The 15,317-nt window shown below is 67.8% G+C and carries 10 protein-coding genes and 1 pseudogene; 6 read left to right on the forward strand and 5 right to left on the reverse strand.

What is annotated here, in order from left to right; all coding sequences use genetic code 11:
- The first annotated feature begins 129 nt into the window (after nt 1-129).
- Nucleotides 130-1,440, forward strand: a complete 1,311-nt coding sequence (locus tag C6A86_RS20995; RefSeq protein WP_105366793.1) for an HNH endonuclease signature motif containing protein — start codon at nt 130-132, stop codon at nt 1,438-1,440.
- 104 nt (nt 1,441-1,544) lie between these two features.
- Here the strand turns inward: C6A86_RS20995 and C6A86_RS21000 are convergent, their stop codons facing one another.
- Both C6A86_RS21000 and C6A86_RS21005 read right to left on the reverse strand, forming a co-directional pair.
- Nucleotides 1,545-3,581 (reverse strand): MFS transporter, encoded by a 2,037-nt coding sequence (locus tag C6A86_RS21000; RefSeq protein ID WP_105366794.1) that lies wholly within the window; start codon nt 3,579-3,581, stop codon nt 1,545-1,547.
- A 102-nt stretch (nt 3,582-3,683) separates the two neighbouring features.
- Nucleotides 3,684-4,898, reverse strand: coding sequence for a multidrug effflux MFS transporter (locus C6A86_RS21005; RefSeq protein WP_105366795.1), 1,215 nt, complete (start codon nt 4,896-4,898; stop codon nt 3,684-3,686).
- A 225-nt stretch (nt 4,899-5,123) separates the two neighbouring features.
- On the opposite strand from C6A86_RS21005, the gene C6A86_RS21010 reads away from it, so the two are divergent.
- A complete protein-coding gene (locus tag C6A86_RS21010; protein WP_105366817.1) occupies nt 5,124-5,876 on the forward strand; it encodes a hypothetical protein in 753 nt (250 codons plus the stop codon).
- A gap of 190 nt (nt 5,877-6,066) precedes the next feature.
- Nucleotides 6,067-9,786: a multifunctional oxoglutarate decarboxylase/oxoglutarate dehydrogenase thiamine pyrophosphate-binding subunit/dihydrolipoyllysine-residue succinyltransferase subunit gene (locus C6A86_RS21015; protein ID WP_396835370.1), complete on the forward strand. Its 3,720-nt coding sequence runs from the start codon at nt 6,067-6,069 to the stop codon at nt 9,784-9,786.
- A gap of 66 nt (nt 9,787-9,852) precedes the next feature.
- Here C6A86_RS21015 and C6A86_RS21020 read toward each other — a convergent pair whose 3' ends face one another.
- Nucleotides 9,853-10,200 carry a DUF732 domain-containing protein gene (locus C6A86_RS21020; protein ID WP_105366797.1) on the reverse strand — a complete coding sequence of 116 codons (348 nt, stop codon included), beginning with the start codon at nt 10,198-10,200 and terminating at the stop codon, nt 9,853-9,855.
- Between the two features lie 123 nt (nt 10,201-10,323).
- Between C6A86_RS21020 and C6A86_RS21025 the strand changes: the two are divergent.
- A pseudogene (locus tag C6A86_RS21025) lies at nt 10,324-11,067 on the forward strand (alpha/beta fold hydrolase); the annotation flags it as partial.
- 171 nt (nt 11,068-11,238) lie between these two features.
- A complete protein-coding gene (locus C6A86_RS21030) occupies nt 11,239-12,063 on the forward strand; it encodes an SDR family oxidoreductase (protein ID WP_233213303.1) in 825 nt (274 codons plus the stop codon).
- A 1-nt stretch (nt 12,064) separates the two neighbouring features.
- Here C6A86_RS21030 and C6A86_RS21035 read toward each other — a convergent pair whose 3' ends face one another.
- Both C6A86_RS21035 and C6A86_RS21040 read right to left on the reverse strand, forming a co-directional pair.
- A complete protein-coding gene (locus tag C6A86_RS21035) occupies nt 12,065-12,892 on the reverse strand; it encodes a glycine betaine ABC transporter substrate-binding protein (protein WP_105366799.1) in 828 nt (275 codons plus the stop codon).
- 13 nt (nt 12,893-12,905) lie between these two features.
- Nucleotides 12,906-14,075, reverse strand: a complete 1,170-nt coding sequence (locus tag C6A86_RS21040; RefSeq protein WP_105366818.1) for an NADP-dependent malic enzyme — start codon at nt 14,073-14,075, stop codon at nt 12,906-12,908.
- Between the two features lie 131 nt (nt 14,076-14,206).
- Between C6A86_RS21040 and corA the strand changes: the two genes are divergently transcribed.
- Nucleotides 14,207-15,313 (forward strand): magnesium/cobalt transporter CorA, encoded by a 1,107-nt coding sequence (gene corA, locus C6A86_RS21045; protein WP_105366819.1) that lies wholly within the window; start codon nt 14,207-14,209, stop codon nt 15,311-15,313.
- Nucleotides 15,314-15,317 lie beyond the last annotated feature (4 nt).

Raw genomic sequence — 15,317 nt, forward strand, 5'->3', positions numbered from 1 at the left:
CCATCACCACCCGGTGAGCACAGACCGCGACTCCGGTCGCCGCGAGGTTCGATGGCCCCTTTCGGGCTGTGCGGACCGTTGTGACTGATCGTGCCCCTTGGGGCACCTTCTGTGAAAGTCGGTATCCCTATGGACGCCACCCATCTCAATACGTTCATTGATGCGCTGATCGATGATCTTGCTGTTGCGCCGCCGCCCGATGACGGTGCCGATCGCCGGTTGTTTGATCTGTTGGACTCTCCGCGCCGGATCGTTGATGAGCAGCCCTTGCTGTCGGTGTTGGCGGCGGCGGTGACCTTGCGCAATCTGTTCGATCATGTGATCGCCCAGACAGTGGCCGCTGCTGAGCGCCTTGGGATTCCAGCACGTAAACACCTAGGCTCCGGGGCCGACCTGCTGACCAGTCTGGGTGTGGCGCCCGGCGCGGCGTACCGGGCCGCCCGGGTGGGGCGGGCCGCGCACACCCTGCCCGCGTTGACGCAGTTGCAGCGGCTCGGTGGGATCGGTATCGAGTTCGCCGACGCCATCGGCAAAGGAGTCGCCCACATCCACAATCGGGTGGCGTTGTCTGATGAGGACCGGGCCGAGGTCGTGACGAAGCTGATGATTGAGACCACCCCCTCTGGTGTCGATAAGAAGGCCCGGGCGATCGCCATCGCCACAGCCAAAACCCGGCCGGTCGACGACGGGACGGTGCCGGTCGCCGAAAACACCGACCTCAACGACATGACCCTGACGCAGACCGACGACGGGCGGGTCGCGGCCAGCCTGGATCTCGACGCACTCACCGCGGAAGAACTGCTCGCCGCGCTGGACCCGTTGTGCCGGCCCATCCCGCTGCCCGACGGGTCACCGGACCCACGCCCGACCGGGCGCCGCCGCGCCGACGCCTTCGGTCAGATCATGCGGACCTACCTGTCGAGCTCCCTGCGCCCGATGAGCGGGGGCGTGCTCCCGCACGTCACCCTCACCCGCCCCGCCGCAGCACCAGGCGTGGACTTTCTCGGATTCGGTGGGCCGGTCAGCACCCGCACCGCCGACCTCATCACCTGTGACAGCACCCTGACCTCGGTGATCGTCGACGGTGCCGGCGCCCCACTGGACGTCGGGCGCGCCGAGCGGCTGTTCACACCCGCGATCCGTAAAGGGTTGGCCGTCCGCGACGGTGGCTGCGCGCACCCCGGCTGCGGGCGGCCGGTGTCGTGGTGCGACGCCCACCACATCCAACCCTGGAGTAGCGGCGGGCACACCAGCATCGACAACGGGGTGCTGCTGTGCCGTCTGCACCACACCGCGATCCACCACGGCGGCTGGCAGGTCTACCTCGGCCCCGACCGCCACCCCTGGTTCATCCCGCCCCATGACCCGGCCGAACCAGAACCGGCACACCTGAGATCCCACGCCCGACGCACCATGACCGACCTACCCACCGCCGCATAACCAAACCCGCACAGCACCTTGACAACTCCACAGAGAACACCGCCCGCACAGCGGGTCCGGCGGCACCACACGCCGCCGGGCCCGCCAGCACGGCGCCCCGCGGATCAGTCCTCGCGGGAGTGCCGGCCGCGACTCGGCCGGGAATGCCGGCCGGAGGACTCGGCCTGCTCATGAGCCGAAGGCGCTTCCAGCGGCTGGAACCAGCCCTGCTGGTCGGTGTGAAAACCGTTGCGCGCGTGACCGATTTGATCGTCGGCCGGGGCGGTCAGCAGATCGTCGAGAATGCTGCGCCACGCCGCGTCGTGGGGCAGCTCCTCGGGCTCGGGAACGGGCTCGGGCTCGGGTTCCGGCTCCTGGACCGGCTCCGCCTCGTCGGTGACGTGCTCCCATGTCTCGACCGGCCCGGGATGCCAGGTGTCGGCGGGCGCATGCAGTGGATGCTCGACATGCTCATAGAGACGATCGGTGGGCGGCTCGACGGGTTCGTCGCTGACTGCCGGGATCAGATCGGTCGGCGGGTCGGCGGCGCGGGTCGCCCGCGGCCAGTCGACCGTGTACTCGACGTAATCGTCTTCGTCGTCCCAGTGCTCGTCGAGGGAGTGCTGCTCGTCGACCGGTTGCACCTCCGGTACCTGCACGACCGCACTCGGGGCGATCGGCCCGGTCGCGAAGCCGCGCAGGAAGATCGCACCGACCACGCCGACGAGGGCGATGAACGCCGGCAGCAACAGTGATTGCGCCAGCGCCTCGGAGAAGGCGCCGTGCAGTGCCCCGGGCAACGCGGGGGCCGGCCCGTCGGCGGTCACCTCGACTCCCGCGGCGGAAAGTTCCGCGCTGATCCGGGTTGTCATGAACGCCGCCATCGCGGCGCTGCCGAGCACCGCGCCCACCTGCCGCGTCGCGTTGTAGACCCCGGATCCCGCACCCGCGGACTCCGGCGACATGTTCCGGGTGGCGGTCGCCGCGAGCGGCGAGAAGATGAACGCCATACCGATACCCATCGCAGTCAGCGGCAACAGCAGCCGCCAGATCGGCGTCGCCGGCGTCAGGTCGAACGACAACCAGGTCAGCGCGATGGCCGCCGTGGAGAAGCCGAACCCGATGACCGGCGTCGGGTGGGTGCGGTCGACGATGCGCCCCACCAGCGGCGCCAGCGCACCGGAGGCAATCGCCATCGGTGCGGTCAGCAATGCCGAGCGGGTGTAGGACAGGCCCGCCACCACCGGCGCGTAGAACATCACCGGCAGGATCATCGCGGTCACCACGAAACCGATGACGGCGCCACCGAGGGCGGACAGCGTGAAGTTCCGGTCACGGAAGATAGTCAGCGGGATCAGCGGTTCGTGGGGATTGACCGACTGCCAGTAGACGAAGGCCACCAGCAGTGCGGCTCCGGTCGCGATCACCGCCCAGATCCACGGCTCCCACTGGTGCGACTGGCCCTCCTGCAGCGCGAAGACGATCAGGAACATCGCCAGGCCCGACAGCGCGACACCCAGGATGTCGAAGCGGTGCAGGGTGGTGGGCAGGGTCGGCACCAGCCACAGCGCCAGGCCCAGACCGATGATGCCGATCGGCACGTTGACGAAGAAGATCCACTGCCAGCCCAGTCCGTCGACCAAGAGTCCGCCGGCGATCGGACCGACCAGGGTGGCCACTCCGGCCGTCGCGCCCCAGACGCTCATCGCCACGCCCCGGCCGGCGGCCGGGAAGATCCGGGTGATCATCGACAACGTCTGCGGCGTCAGCAGCGCGGCGCCGAGACCTTGCAACACCCGCGCCGCGATGAGCACCTCGATGGAGCCGGCCAGCCCACACCACAACGAGGCGGCGGTGAAGACCGCCAGCCCGATCAGGTACAGGTTCTTCGGGCCGAAACGGTCGCCGAGGCGGCCCGCCACCAGCAGCGGCACGGCGAAAGCGAGCAGGTAGGCACTGGTGACCCAGATGACACCGTCGTAGTCGGTGTTCAGCGCCTCCATGATGCGCTTGTTGGCGACGGCGACGATCGTGGAATCGACCAGGATCATGAAGAACCCGACGAGCATCGCCCAGAGGGCATGCCACGGGTTGGCCTGGCGGGCCCCCTCGGTCAGCCGGGGGGCCTCGGGCGCGCGTCGGTCGGTGAGGTTCTCGGACATCTACTTGGTCATCGGGAGATCGGCGATCTGCCCGACGCTACGGACCCACCCGAATCCCGACAAGTCAGGGCCGGTCACACCACGAAACCGGGCGGCCGGCGATCAGGCCGGTTCGGAAAGCGGATCGCCGAGTACCGCGGGCTCGCCCGCGACGTGCTCAGCACGCGACGGCACGCCGACGAACACCATGGCCGCCAACGCGATGGCCGACCCGACCAGCATCACCAGCGCCAGCGCGAACTCGTTGTTGCCGAGCATGCCCACCACCGGCGCGGTCACCGCACCCAGCCCGAACTGCGCGGCGCCCAGCAATGCGGCCGCGGTGCCCGCGGCATCGTGATGCCGTGACAGCGCGACGGCGGGCGCATTGGGCAGGACGAGGCCCATCCCGCCCAGGATGACCAACACGGGCCCCAGGAAGCCGGCCAGTCCCGCCACCCCGGTCACCGCGAGCACGACGAACACGATGGCGGCGATGACGGAGACGACCAGTGCGACGAGCATGATCGCCTGCGGCGCAAACCGGCGCAGCAACACCACATTGGACTGGGTGGCGCCGATCAGGATGATCGCGCCGGCGGCGAACACCAGCGCGAAGGACTGCTGGTTCAGCCCGTAGTCGCCCTGCAGCACGAACGGCGCCGCGGCGATGTAGCCGAACAGCCCGGCCATGCTCAGCGCGGCCACCAGCACCAGCGTGACGAAACGGAAATCGCGCAGCAGTTCGCCGTAGGTGGCGACGATGGAGCGCACGTGCAGCGGGCGCCGATGGGATATCGGCAGCGTCTCGGGTAGCGCCAGCGCGGCCAGCAGGAACAGCAGCCCAGCCAGCACCACGAGCACCGCGAAGATCCAGTGCCACGACGCCTTCAGCAGCACCACCGCGCCCAGGGACGGCGCGATGACGGGCGCAACACCGAGGACCAGGATCAGCCGGGACATCACGGTGGCGGCCGCGGAGTCCACGTAGAGGTCGCCGACGACGGCGACGGCCACCACGGCCGCCGCGGCGGCGCCGAATCCCTGCAGCACCCGCCCGGCGCCGAGCACCTCGATGTTCGGCGCGAACAGGCACACCAGTGAGGCCACCATGTGCAACGCGATACCGGCCATCAGCGGAACGCGTCGCCCCAGCGAATCCGAGAGCGGCCCGATGATGAGCTGCCCGAAGGCCAGCCCGGCCAGCGTGCCGGTGAGCGTCAACTGCACCACCGACGAGGACACCGAGAGGTCCTCGGCGATACGCGGCAGCGCGGGCAGGTACATGTCGATGGTCAGCGGACCGAGCGCGATCATCAGTCCCAGGACGGTGATCATCCGGAGCCTGTTGGGCGCCACTGGCTCGGTTGTCACGCCCAGGGATGTTGCCACGACTATGGCCAGCGTCGCATCGTGGTTTTTTCTTCCCCGATCGGCCGGTGACCGCCGTCACTGCGCGGGCGGGCACCCGGACTGCACCCCCGCTCGTTGAATGAGCACTAACCTGGGTATTCGACAGGCACCGTGGGAGCCGATCCCGGGGATGCGATGGGAGAACCACCGATGAACGCTCGGTCCAGCAGCAAGAATCTGCCCGCGGTCCGCGAGGGGGCTGACGAAGACCCCAGTGCCGCTGCCAAGGCCCTGTCCCAGATCCTCGAACGCAGCACACGGCTGCAAGCGCCCGCCGTCACCGCGTATGTGGACCGGATGCGCAAGCAGCGGCCCGATGCGACGCCGGCCGAGATCATCACCTCGCTGGAGAAGCACTACCTGGCCGCGGTGATGGCCAGCGGCGCGGCGGTCGGTTCGGCCGCCGCGTTCCCGGGTATCGGCACGCTGGTGGCGATGTCTGCGGTCGCCGGGGAGACCCTGGTGTTCCTGGAGGCGACGGCGGTGTTCGTGCTGGCGGTCGCCGAGGTGCACGGCATTCCCGCCGAACACCGGGAACGGCGGCGGGCTTTGGTGCTGGCCGTCCTCGTCGGCGAAGACGGCAAGCGTGCGGTGGCCGATCTGGTCGGCGGCGGTCGCACCAGCGGGGCGTGGATCTCCGACGGGGCCGCGACCCTGCCGTTGCCCGCGGTGTCTCAGCTGAACAACCGGCTGGTGAAGTACTTCGTCAAGAAGTACGCCCTCAAGCGCGGGGCCATCGCGTTCGGCAAACTGCTGCCGGTGGGTGTGGGCGCCGTCGTCGGAGGTGTCGGTAACCGCTTGATGGGCAAGCGAATCGTCAAGAATGCGACCCTCGCGTTCGGCAGCCCGCCGCCGAGGTGGCCGTCGACCCTACACGTGCTGCCTTCGGCCCAGCTGGAGTGACAAGTAGCACTCTCGTGGTGGGGGTGTGTTCCGAGGCGTAGCCTTTAGTCGGCCAAATGCGGGCAACCGTAGACAAACAGCGCGCGGGCGACGCCGGACTTCGCCTGCCGGGACAGAGGAATCGGGGCGAAACGCTGCTGTGAGCAGTTCACCATCACCTTTTGGACAGAACGAGTGGCTCGTCGAAGAGATGTATCGCAAGTTCCGCGAGGATCCTTCGTCGGTGGATCCGAGTTGGCACGAGTTCCTGGTGGACTACGCCCCCGAGTCGATGGACACCCCGGCCCAGAAATCCGAGCCCGCCGCGGCCAAGGCGTCGGCCCCCGCAAAGGCCGCACCCGCCCCGTCGGCCCCGGCAAAGGCTGAGGCAAAGACGGAGACCAAGACGGAGGCGAAGACGGAGGCGAAGGCCGCTCCGAAGTCCGAAGCCTCGACGCCGAAGGCCGCAGCCCCGGCCAAGAAGGCGGAGCCGGCCCCGGCCCCCAAGAAGCCCGCAGCCGCCGCCCCCGCGGCCGAGGGCGATGAGAACACCGTGCTGCGCGGCGCTTCGGCCGCCGTCGTCAAGAACATGAACGCCTCGCTGGACGTGCCCACGGCCACCAGCGTGCGGGCCATCCCGGCCAAGGCGATGATCGACAACCGCGTGGTGATCAACAACCACCTCAAGCGCACCCGCGGCGGCAAGATCAGCTTCACCCACCTGCTCGGCTACGCCATCGTGCAGGCGGTCAAGAAGTTCCCGAACCTGAACCGGCATTTCGCCGAGGTCGACGGCAAGCCCAATGTCGTCACCCCCGCGCACACCAACCTGGGCCTGGCCATCGACCTGCCCGGCAAGGACGGCAACCGCACGCTGGTCGTCGCGGCCATCAAGCGCTGCGAAACGATGAAGTTCGGCCAGTTCATCGCGGCCTACGAGGACATCGTGCGGCGTGCCCGCGACGGCAAGCTCACCGCCGAGGACTTCGGTGGCGTCACCATCTCGCTGACCAACCCGGGCACCATCGGCACCGTGCACTCGGTGCCTCGCCTGATGCGCGGCCAGGGCGCCATCATCGGCGCCGGCGCCATGGAATACCCGGCCGAGTTCCAGGGCGCCAGCGAGGAGCGTATCGCCGAGCTCGGCGTCGGCAAGCTGATCACCCTGACCTCCACCTATGACCACCGCATCATCCAGGGTGCGGAATCCGGTGACTTCCTGCGCACGATCCACACCCTGTTGCTCGACGACGAGTTCTACGACGAGATCTTCATGGAGCTGGGGATCCCGTACGAGCCGGTGCGCTGGCGTATCGACAACCCGGACTCGATCTTCGACAAGAACGCCCGGATCATCGAGCTCATCGCGGCTTACCGCAACCGTGGTCACCTGATGGCCGATATCGACCCGCTTCGGCTGGACAAGACGCGCTTCCGCAGCCACCCAGACCTCGACGTGCTGACCCACGGCCTGACGCTGTGGGATCTGGATCGCGAGTTCAAGGTCGACGGTTTCGCCGGTGCCGAATACAAGAAGTTGCGCGATGTGCTCTCGGTGCTGCGCGACGCCTACTGTCGGCACGCCGGTGTGGAGTACACCCACATCCTGGAACCCGAGCAGCAGAAGTGGATTCAGGAGCGCGTCGAGACCAAGCACGCCAAGCCCACGGTCGCCGAGCAGAAGTACATCTTGAGCAAGCTCAACGCGGCCGAGGCCTTCGAGACGTTCCTGCAGACCAAGTACGTCGGGCAGAAGCGGTTCTCGCTGGAGGGCGCGGAGACCGTCATCCCGATGATGGACGCCGCGATCGACCAGGCCGCGGAACACGGCCTCGACGAGGTCGTCATCGGCATGCCGCACCGCGGCCGGCTCAACGTGTTGGCCAATATCGTCGGCAAGCCCTACTCGCAGATCTTCGGCGAGTTCGAGGGCAACCTGAACCCGAGCCAGGCGCACGGTTCCGGTGACGTGAAGTACCACCTCGGCGCCACCGGTACCTACCTGCAGATGTTCGGGGACAACGACATTGCGGTGTCGCTGGTCGCCAACCCCAGCCACCTGGAGGCCGTCGACCCGGTCCTGGAGGGACTGGTCCGCGCCAAGCAGGACCTGATCGACTTCGCCTCCCCCGAGGGGCACGAGGCCTTCTCGGTGGTGCCGATGATGCTGCACGGCGACGCCGCCTTCGCGGGTCAGGGTGTGGTCGCCGAGACCCTGAACCTGGCGCTGCTGCGCGGGTACCGCACCGGCGGGACCATCCACATCATCGTCAACAACCAGATCGGCTTCACCACCTCACCGCACGACTCGCGTTCCAGCGAGTACTGCACCGACGTCGCGAAAATGGTCGGCGCGCCGATCTTCCACGTCAACGGTGACGATCCCGAGGCCTGCGTCTGGGTGGCCAAGCTGGCCATGGACTTCCGGCAGCAGTTCGGCAAGGACGTCGTCATCGACATGCTGTGCTACCGCCGCCGCGGGCACAACGAGGGTGATGACCCGTCGATGACGCAGCCCGGCATGTACGACGTGATCGACACCAAGCGCGGCGTCCGCAAGACCTACACCGAGGCACTGATCGGCCGCGGTGACATCTCGATGAAGGAGGCCGAGGACGCGCTGCGCGACTACCAGGGCCAACTGGAGCGGGTGTTCAACGAGGTCCGCGAGCTGGAGAAGCACGAGATCGAGCCGAGCGAATCGGTGGAATCCGACCAGCAGACCCCGAAGGGGTTGAACACCGCCGTCGACAAGGCCGTGCTGGCCCGCATCGGTGACGCGCACCTGGCCGCACCGGAGGGCTTCAATGTCCATCCCCGGGTGCAGCCCGTGCTGGAGAAGCGCCGCGAGATGGCCTACGAGGGCAAGGTGGATTGGGCGTTCGGCGAGTTGCTGGCCCTCGGTTCGCTTGTCTCCGAAGGTAAGACGGTCAGGTTCACCGGGCAGGACGTCCGGCGTGGCACGTTCACCCAGCGTCACGCGGTGATCATCGACCGCAAGACCGGCGCCGAGTTCACGCCGCTGGACCTGCTGACCGTCGATACCGACGGCAACCCGACCGGTGGCCGCTTCATGGTGTATGACTCGGCACTGTCCGAGTTCGCGGCGGTGGGCTTCGAATACGGCTACTCGGTGGGCAACCCCGGCGCAATCGTGTTGTGGGAGGCCCAGTTCGGCGATTTCGTCAACGGCGCGCAGTCGATCATCGACGAGTTCATCTCCTCCGGCGAGGCCAAGTGGGGCCAGCTCTCCGATGTCGTGCTGCTGCTGCCGCACGGTCACGAGGGCCAGGGTCCCGACCACACGTCGGGCCGTATCGAGCGCTTCCTGCAGGTGTGCGCCGAGGGCTCGATGACCGTGGCGATGCCCTCGACCCCGGCGAACTACTTCCACCTGCTGCGCAGGCACGCCCTCGACGGTATCCACCGGCCGCTGATCGTCTTCACCCCGAAGTCGATGCTGCGCAACAAGGCTGCGGTCAGCGAGGTGAAGGACTTCACCGAGATCAAGTTCCGCTCGGTGCTAGAGGAGCCCACCTACGAAGAGGGCATCGGCGAGCGGTCGAAGGTCAAGCGGGTGCTGCTCACCAGCGGCAAGATCTACTACGAGCTGGTGGCCCGCAAGGCCAAGGAGAAGCGCGACGACGTGGCGATCATCCGCATCGAGCAGCTCTACCCGCTGCCGCGGCGCCGGCTGAACGCCACCCTCGACGAATACCCCAATGTGTCGCAGTACTTCTGGGTGCAGGAGGAGCCGGCCAACCAGGGTGCCTGGCCGACGTTCGGGCTCTCCCTGCCGGAGTTGTTGCCGGAGAAGCTGACCGGGATCAAGCGCATCTCCCGGCGCGCGATGTCGGCTCCGTCCTCGGGTTCCTCGAAGGTGCACGCGGTCGAGCAGCAGGAGATCATCGACGAGGCGTTCGCGCCGTAAGTCCGCCCAACGTGAAGAAGGTCGCGAGAATCCGAATGATTCTCGCGACCTTCTTCGCTTTCGAGGTTAAAAAAGACCGGGGATCGGCGACTCACCGTTGGCCAGGGACGTCATCGCGCCCGGGCAGAACGCCGAGATCGCGAACCCGGTGAACATGGTGGCCGGCCCGAGCGGACGCCCGATCGTGTCCGAGACCTGCCCGGCGACATCGGCGAGGTTCTGGCCGCCGTCTGCCAGCATCGGGCACACCGACTGCCCCGCCGAGACGGCGTCGGCCGGGTTGATGCCGCTCAGGCCCGACCCGTCCAGGGTGTTCAGGAAGTCGGTGGCCGGATCGGCCTGGGCGGGGGCGGCGGCCAGCAGACCGGCGGACAGGACGGCACCGGCGGCAACCGCGAATCGCAAACGCATCATGATGGGGGCATCGCTGCGAGCGCGGGCATCGTTACACCGGAGCGCACAAAATGCACCATCGGTAGTCCAATGAGATGCGTTCTGCCACTGGGCTTCGCGAGATGATTGTCACATCATGGTTGGATGCGCCTTCTGACGGTCGATGACCGTGCCGTCCGAGTCCATACAGCCGGTGACCCCCAGAACACGCCGGTGCTGTTGCTGCACGGCATCTCGCGCAGCCTCGAGGACTGGACCGAGCAGGTGGAACGACTGTCGCAACGGTTCTATGTGATCGCCCCGGACCAGCCGGGGTTCGGGTTCTCGGCCCGCCGGGAGGGACCCGCCGATCTGGGCGCCCTGGCCGACGGGGTGGCCGGCACCCTCGCCGAGCTCGGCGAAACCCGGGCATGCCACGTCATCGGCAATTCGCTCGGCGGTGCGGTCGCCATGCAGCTCCTGGCCAACCACCCCGACCGGGTCGCCAGCCTGACCCTGGTCAACAGCGCCGGTTTCGGCGCCGAGGTCACCCCGCTGCTGAAGATGTTGTCGCTGCCCGGGCTCGGCCGCTACGCCGCCACCCACAGCACCGCGGCCGGCGCCCGGCTGATGGAACGCCGGATCTTCGCCGACCCGGCACTGGCCACCCCCGAACGCGTCGAGCATGCGCTGCGGATCGCTGCGCAGCCCGGCGCCGGGACGTTTCTGCACGAGATCGCCAACCAGCTCGGCACCGCGCGCGGAGTCCGCCCACAGTGGCGCGAGGATCTGCTGGCGGCGGTGGCCGCGCATCCCCGCCCCACCCTGTTGATCTGGGGTGACCGCGACCGTATCCTGCCCGCGGTGCACCTCGGCGCGGCCCGCCGGCAGTTTCCCGACGCTCAGGTCCACCTGTTCGCCGGCGCCGGACACATGCCGCAGATCGAGCGGCCCGACGAGTTCGCCGACCTCGTCACCGCGTTCGTGGAGAACGGACCGACCCGGTCGGCTGCGGTACCGCCGGTAACGGCTAAGGTCGAACACAATCGAACAACAGTTGGTCACGACAGGAGTGTGCGCATGGAGGGCTTTGCCGGAAAAGTTTGCGTCGTGACGGGCGCCGGCTCGGGCATCGGGCAGGCACTGGCCGTCGAACTCGGCCGCTCGGGCGCCAAGCTGGCGATCAGCGATGTCGACACCGAGGGGCTGGCGGTCACCGAGGAGCGACTGAAGGCCATCGGCGCACCCGTGAAGTCCGATCGCCTCGATGTCACCGAGCGTGAGGCCTTCGAGCTGTACGCCACATCGGTCAAGGAACACTTCGGCAAGGTCAACCAGATCTACAACAACGCCGGTATCGCATACTCCGGCGATATCGAGGTCAGCTCCTACAAGGACATCGAGCGGATCATGGACGTCGACTTCTGGGGCGTCGTCAACGGCACCAAGTCCTTCCTGCCGCACCTGATCGAATCCGGTGACGGGCACGTCGTCAACGTCTCCAGCCTCTTCGGCATCTTCTCGGTGCCCGGCCAGGCCGCCTACAACGCGGCGAAGTTCGCGGTGCGCGGATTCACCGAGGCCCTGCGCCAGGAGATGGCCGTGGCCAAGCATCCGGTCAAGGTGACCTGCGTTCACCCCGGCGGCATCAAGACCGCGATCGCACGCAATGCCACCGCCGCCGAGGGTATCGACGTGCAGAAGATGGCCAACGCCTTCGACAAGAAGCTGGCCAAGACCTCACCCGAGCGGGCAGCCAAGATCATCCTGGAGGCGGTCCGCAAGGATCGCGCCCGGGTACTGGTCGGCGCCGACGCGAAAATCCTCGACGTGTTCGTCCGGATCACCGGTTCGGGCTATCAGAAGCTGTTCTCCACGGTGGCCAACGGCCTCATCCCGAAGTGATCTAGTGGCCGAGCGGGTGGGTGTCCAACCAGGCATTGGCCACCGCCCCCGGCTCGGCGCCGGCGGCCACCTCTGCGCGCAGCTGCGCCAGGGCGTCGGTGTCGAGCACACCGGCCAGTTCGTTGACCGAACGTAACTGCATCTGGCTCAGGGTGTTCCGCCGGAAAACCGGCACCACGTTCTCGGCGCGGATCAGTGCCGTCCGGTCCGACAGCATGGTCAGATCCTCGGGGAAATCCGGTGCCGCCGCCGAGCTCCAGGCGATGTCGATCTCACCGCCGCGCAACGCCGCCCACAGCCCCTCGGCGTCGGGAAACTCCTCGGGCGCGGCCGGCGTGCAGGTGCCGAACGATTCCGGCACCCGAACCCCTTCCACCACACCGGGTTTCAGTGCATCACACCGGGTGATCAGCGCGCTGACGTCACGAGCACCCCAGTCGGCAGCGGTCGGCCCGGTCACCACGACGACCGGTTTGTCGGATGCGCCGTCGGCATAGTCACCGGCGCCCAGCCCTTCCGGGAGCGCGCCGACCATGGCGCGGTACACCTGGGCCGCCGACCGTGCCGGCGCGTCCGGCGCGAACCGGGCCAGCACGTCACCGGTCAACGCCGGTGCGACGTCGATGTCACCGGAATCCAGCGCCGCCAAGGGATCCGGCGTGTTCTGCACATGCGCCGGGCTGCCGTAATAGCGCAACGCGGCGGCATACAGGTGCGCGAGCAGCGCCGACTGACCGTCGGCGCCGACCGACACCGACGCCGGTGGCGGCGTCTGCCCACCGCACCCGGCGATCAGCAGCGCGACCAGCGCGACCGCCAACCGCCGCATCGTCGACCGGATCTCAGACGCCGGAGGCTTCCGCGACCGCGGCGGCAACCGCGGGACCCACCCGCGGGTCCAGTGCGCTCGGCACGATGTGGTCGGTCGCGAGGTCATCGCCGACGACCGAGAAGATCGCATGCGCGGCAGCGACTTTCATCTCCTCGGTGATGCGGCGCGCACCGGCGTCCAGCGCGCCCCGGAACACACCGGGGAAGGCCAGCACATTGTTGATCTGATTCGGGAAGTCGCTGCGACCGGTGGCCACCACCGAGGCGTACTTACGCGCGGCGTCGGGATGGATCTCCGGGTCGGGGTTGGACAGCGCGAACACGATGCCGCCCGGCGCCATCGTCGCGATGAGCTCCTCGGGGACCAGACCCGCCGATACCCCCAGGAAGACATCGGCGCCGCTGAGCGCCTCGGCCACCCCGCCGGTCAGCCCCCGCGGGTTGGTGCGCTGGGCCAGTTCGGCCTTGAAGGAGTTCAGGTCGCTGCGACCGCTCTCCACGATGCCCTTGCTGTCCAGCACCACGATGTCGGTGATACCGCTGTTGATCAGGATGTTGGTGCAGGCGACGCCGGCCGCGCCGGCGCCGGACACCACGACCTTGAGATCGTGGATGTCGCGCTCGAGCACCTTGACCGCACCCAGCAGCGCGGCGAGCACGACGATGGCGGTGCCGTGCTGGTCGTCGTGCATCACCGGGCAGTCCAGCGCCTCGATGGCGCGGCGCTCGATCTCGAAGCACCGGGGTGCGGAGATGTCTTCCAGGTTCACCGCGCCGAACGTCGGCCGCAGCCGGATCAGCGTCTCGACGATCTCGTCGGGATCCTTGGTGTCGAGCACGATCGGGATGGAGTTGAGCCCACCGAAGGTCTTGAACAGCGCGCTCTTGCCCTCCATGACCGGAAGCGAGGCCGCCGGGCCGATATCGCCGAGGCCGAGCACCGCACTGCCATCGCTGACCACGGCAACCAGGCGGTTCGCCCAGGTGTACTTCTTGGCCAGGGTGGCGTCGGCGGCGATGGCGCGGCTCACCTGTGCGACGCCCGGGGTGTAGGCGATGGAAAGCGCGCGCTGGGTGTCCAGCGGTTCCTTCAGTTCAACCGAGAGCTTGCCCCCCTCGTGGGCCGCGAAGATCTCCGCGTCATCGATGACAACCTGTGGGGTCTTGACCAATTCCGACACGGCCGTCACGTTACTTCACCCAAGGAACTCACAGGCACCGGTTCCCTGACCGTGAGAGGTTGGAAACGCGACTGACGAGTAACATTCGGCCACGGGGCACGCGGTCGCGGCCCTAGACGATGGAGGTCGCGATGCCGTCTTTCCGCCCCCTGCCACCGTCGATGCTGAGGCCGGCGGGACGCCGGGTCACTACCGCTGCGGACGCATCCGGCATCCACGTGCCGGTTTCGCAGGCGATGGTCGACTGCGGCGTCTACTGCGACGGTGTCCGCCTGCCGGGCAAATACACCCACGCGGCGGCGCTGAACAAGGTGCACGAGATCGAGGCCGACGGCGGCAGCGCGTTCGTCTGGATCGGCCTGCACGAACCCGACGAGCATCAGATGCAGGCCGTGGCCGAGGTGTTCGGTCTGCACGAACTGGCCGTCGAGGACGCGGTGCACGCCCACCAGCGCCCCAAGCTGGAACGCTACGACGACACCCTGTTCCTGGTCCTCAAGACGGTCAAGTACGTGGCGCACGACTCGGTGGCCAAGACCCGCGAAATCGTCGAGACCGGCGAGATCATGGTGTTCGTCGGCGCCGATTTCGTCGTCACGGTTCGGCACGGCGAGCACGGTGGACTCGCCGCGGTGCGCAAGCACATCGACACCAACCCGACGAGCTGCAAGCTGGGCCCGTACGCCGTCATGCACGCCATCGCCGACCATGTCGTCGACGACTACCTCGACGTCACCGACCTCGTCGAGAAGGATATCGACGAGATGGAGGAGAACGTGTTCTCCCCCAACAGCGCCACCGAGATCGAGCACATCTACCTGATGAAGCGCGAGGTCGTCGAGCTTCGCCGGGCCGTCAGCCCGCTGGCCACCGACCTGCAGCGCATCACCACCGATCACAATGACCTGATCTCCAAGGAGGTCAGGCGCTACATGCGCGACGTGCTCGACCACACGATCAAGGCAGCCGACCGCATCGAGGGCTATGACGAGGTGCTCAGCTCGTTGGTGCAGGCTGCGGTCGGCAAGGTCTCGATGCAGCAGAACACCGATATGCGCAAGATCTCGGCCTGGGTGGCGATCGCCGCGGTGCCGACCGCGCTGGCCGGCATCTACGGGATGAACTTCGACTACATGCCCGAATTACACCAGCCGTGGGGCTACCCGGCGGTGCTGCTGCTCATGCTGAGCGTGTGCACACTGCTGTACCGGACGTTCCGGCGCAACCACTGGCTCTAGACGT

Origin of the sequence: Mycobacterium sp. ITM-2016-00316 (genome assembly GCF_002968335.2) — a bacterium.
In the GTDB taxonomy this organism is placed as follows: domain Bacteria; phylum Actinomycetota; class Actinomycetes; order Mycobacteriales; family Mycobacteriaceae; genus Mycobacterium.

Coding starts and splice junctions, on each gene's coding strand:
- C6A86_RS20995 (WP_105366793.1), top strand. CDS start 130: ATGGACGCCACCCATCTCAATACGTTCATTGATGCGCTGATCGATGAT.
- C6A86_RS21000 (WP_105366794.1), bottom strand. CDS start 3,581: ATGTCCGAGAACCTCACCGACCGACGCGCGCCCGAGGCCCCCCGGCTG.
- C6A86_RS21005 (WP_105366795.1), bottom strand. CDS start 4,898: ATGATCACCGTCCTGGGACTGATGATCGCGCTCGGTCCGCTGACCATC.
- C6A86_RS21010 (WP_105366817.1), top strand. CDS start 5,124: ATGAACGCTCGGTCCAGCAGCAAGAATCTGCCCGCGGTCCGCGAGGGG.
- C6A86_RS21015 (WP_396835370.1), top strand. CDS start 6,067: ATGTATCGCAAGTTCCGCGAGGATCCTTCGTCGGTGGATCCGAGTTGG.
- C6A86_RS21020 (WP_105366797.1), bottom strand. CDS start 10,200: ATGATGCGTTTGCGATTCGCGGTTGCCGCCGGTGCCGTCCTGTCCGCC.
- C6A86_RS21030 (WP_233213303.1), top strand. CDS start 11,239: ATGGAGGGCTTTGCCGGAAAAGTTTGCGTCGTGACGGGCGCCGGCTCG.
- C6A86_RS21035 (WP_105366799.1), bottom strand. CDS start 12,892: ATGCGGCGGTTGGCGGTCGCGCTGGTCGCGCTGCTGATCGCCGGGTGC.
- corA (WP_105366819.1), top strand. CDS start 14,207: ATGCCGTCTTTCCGCCCCCTGCCACCGTCGATGCTGAGGCCGGCGGGA.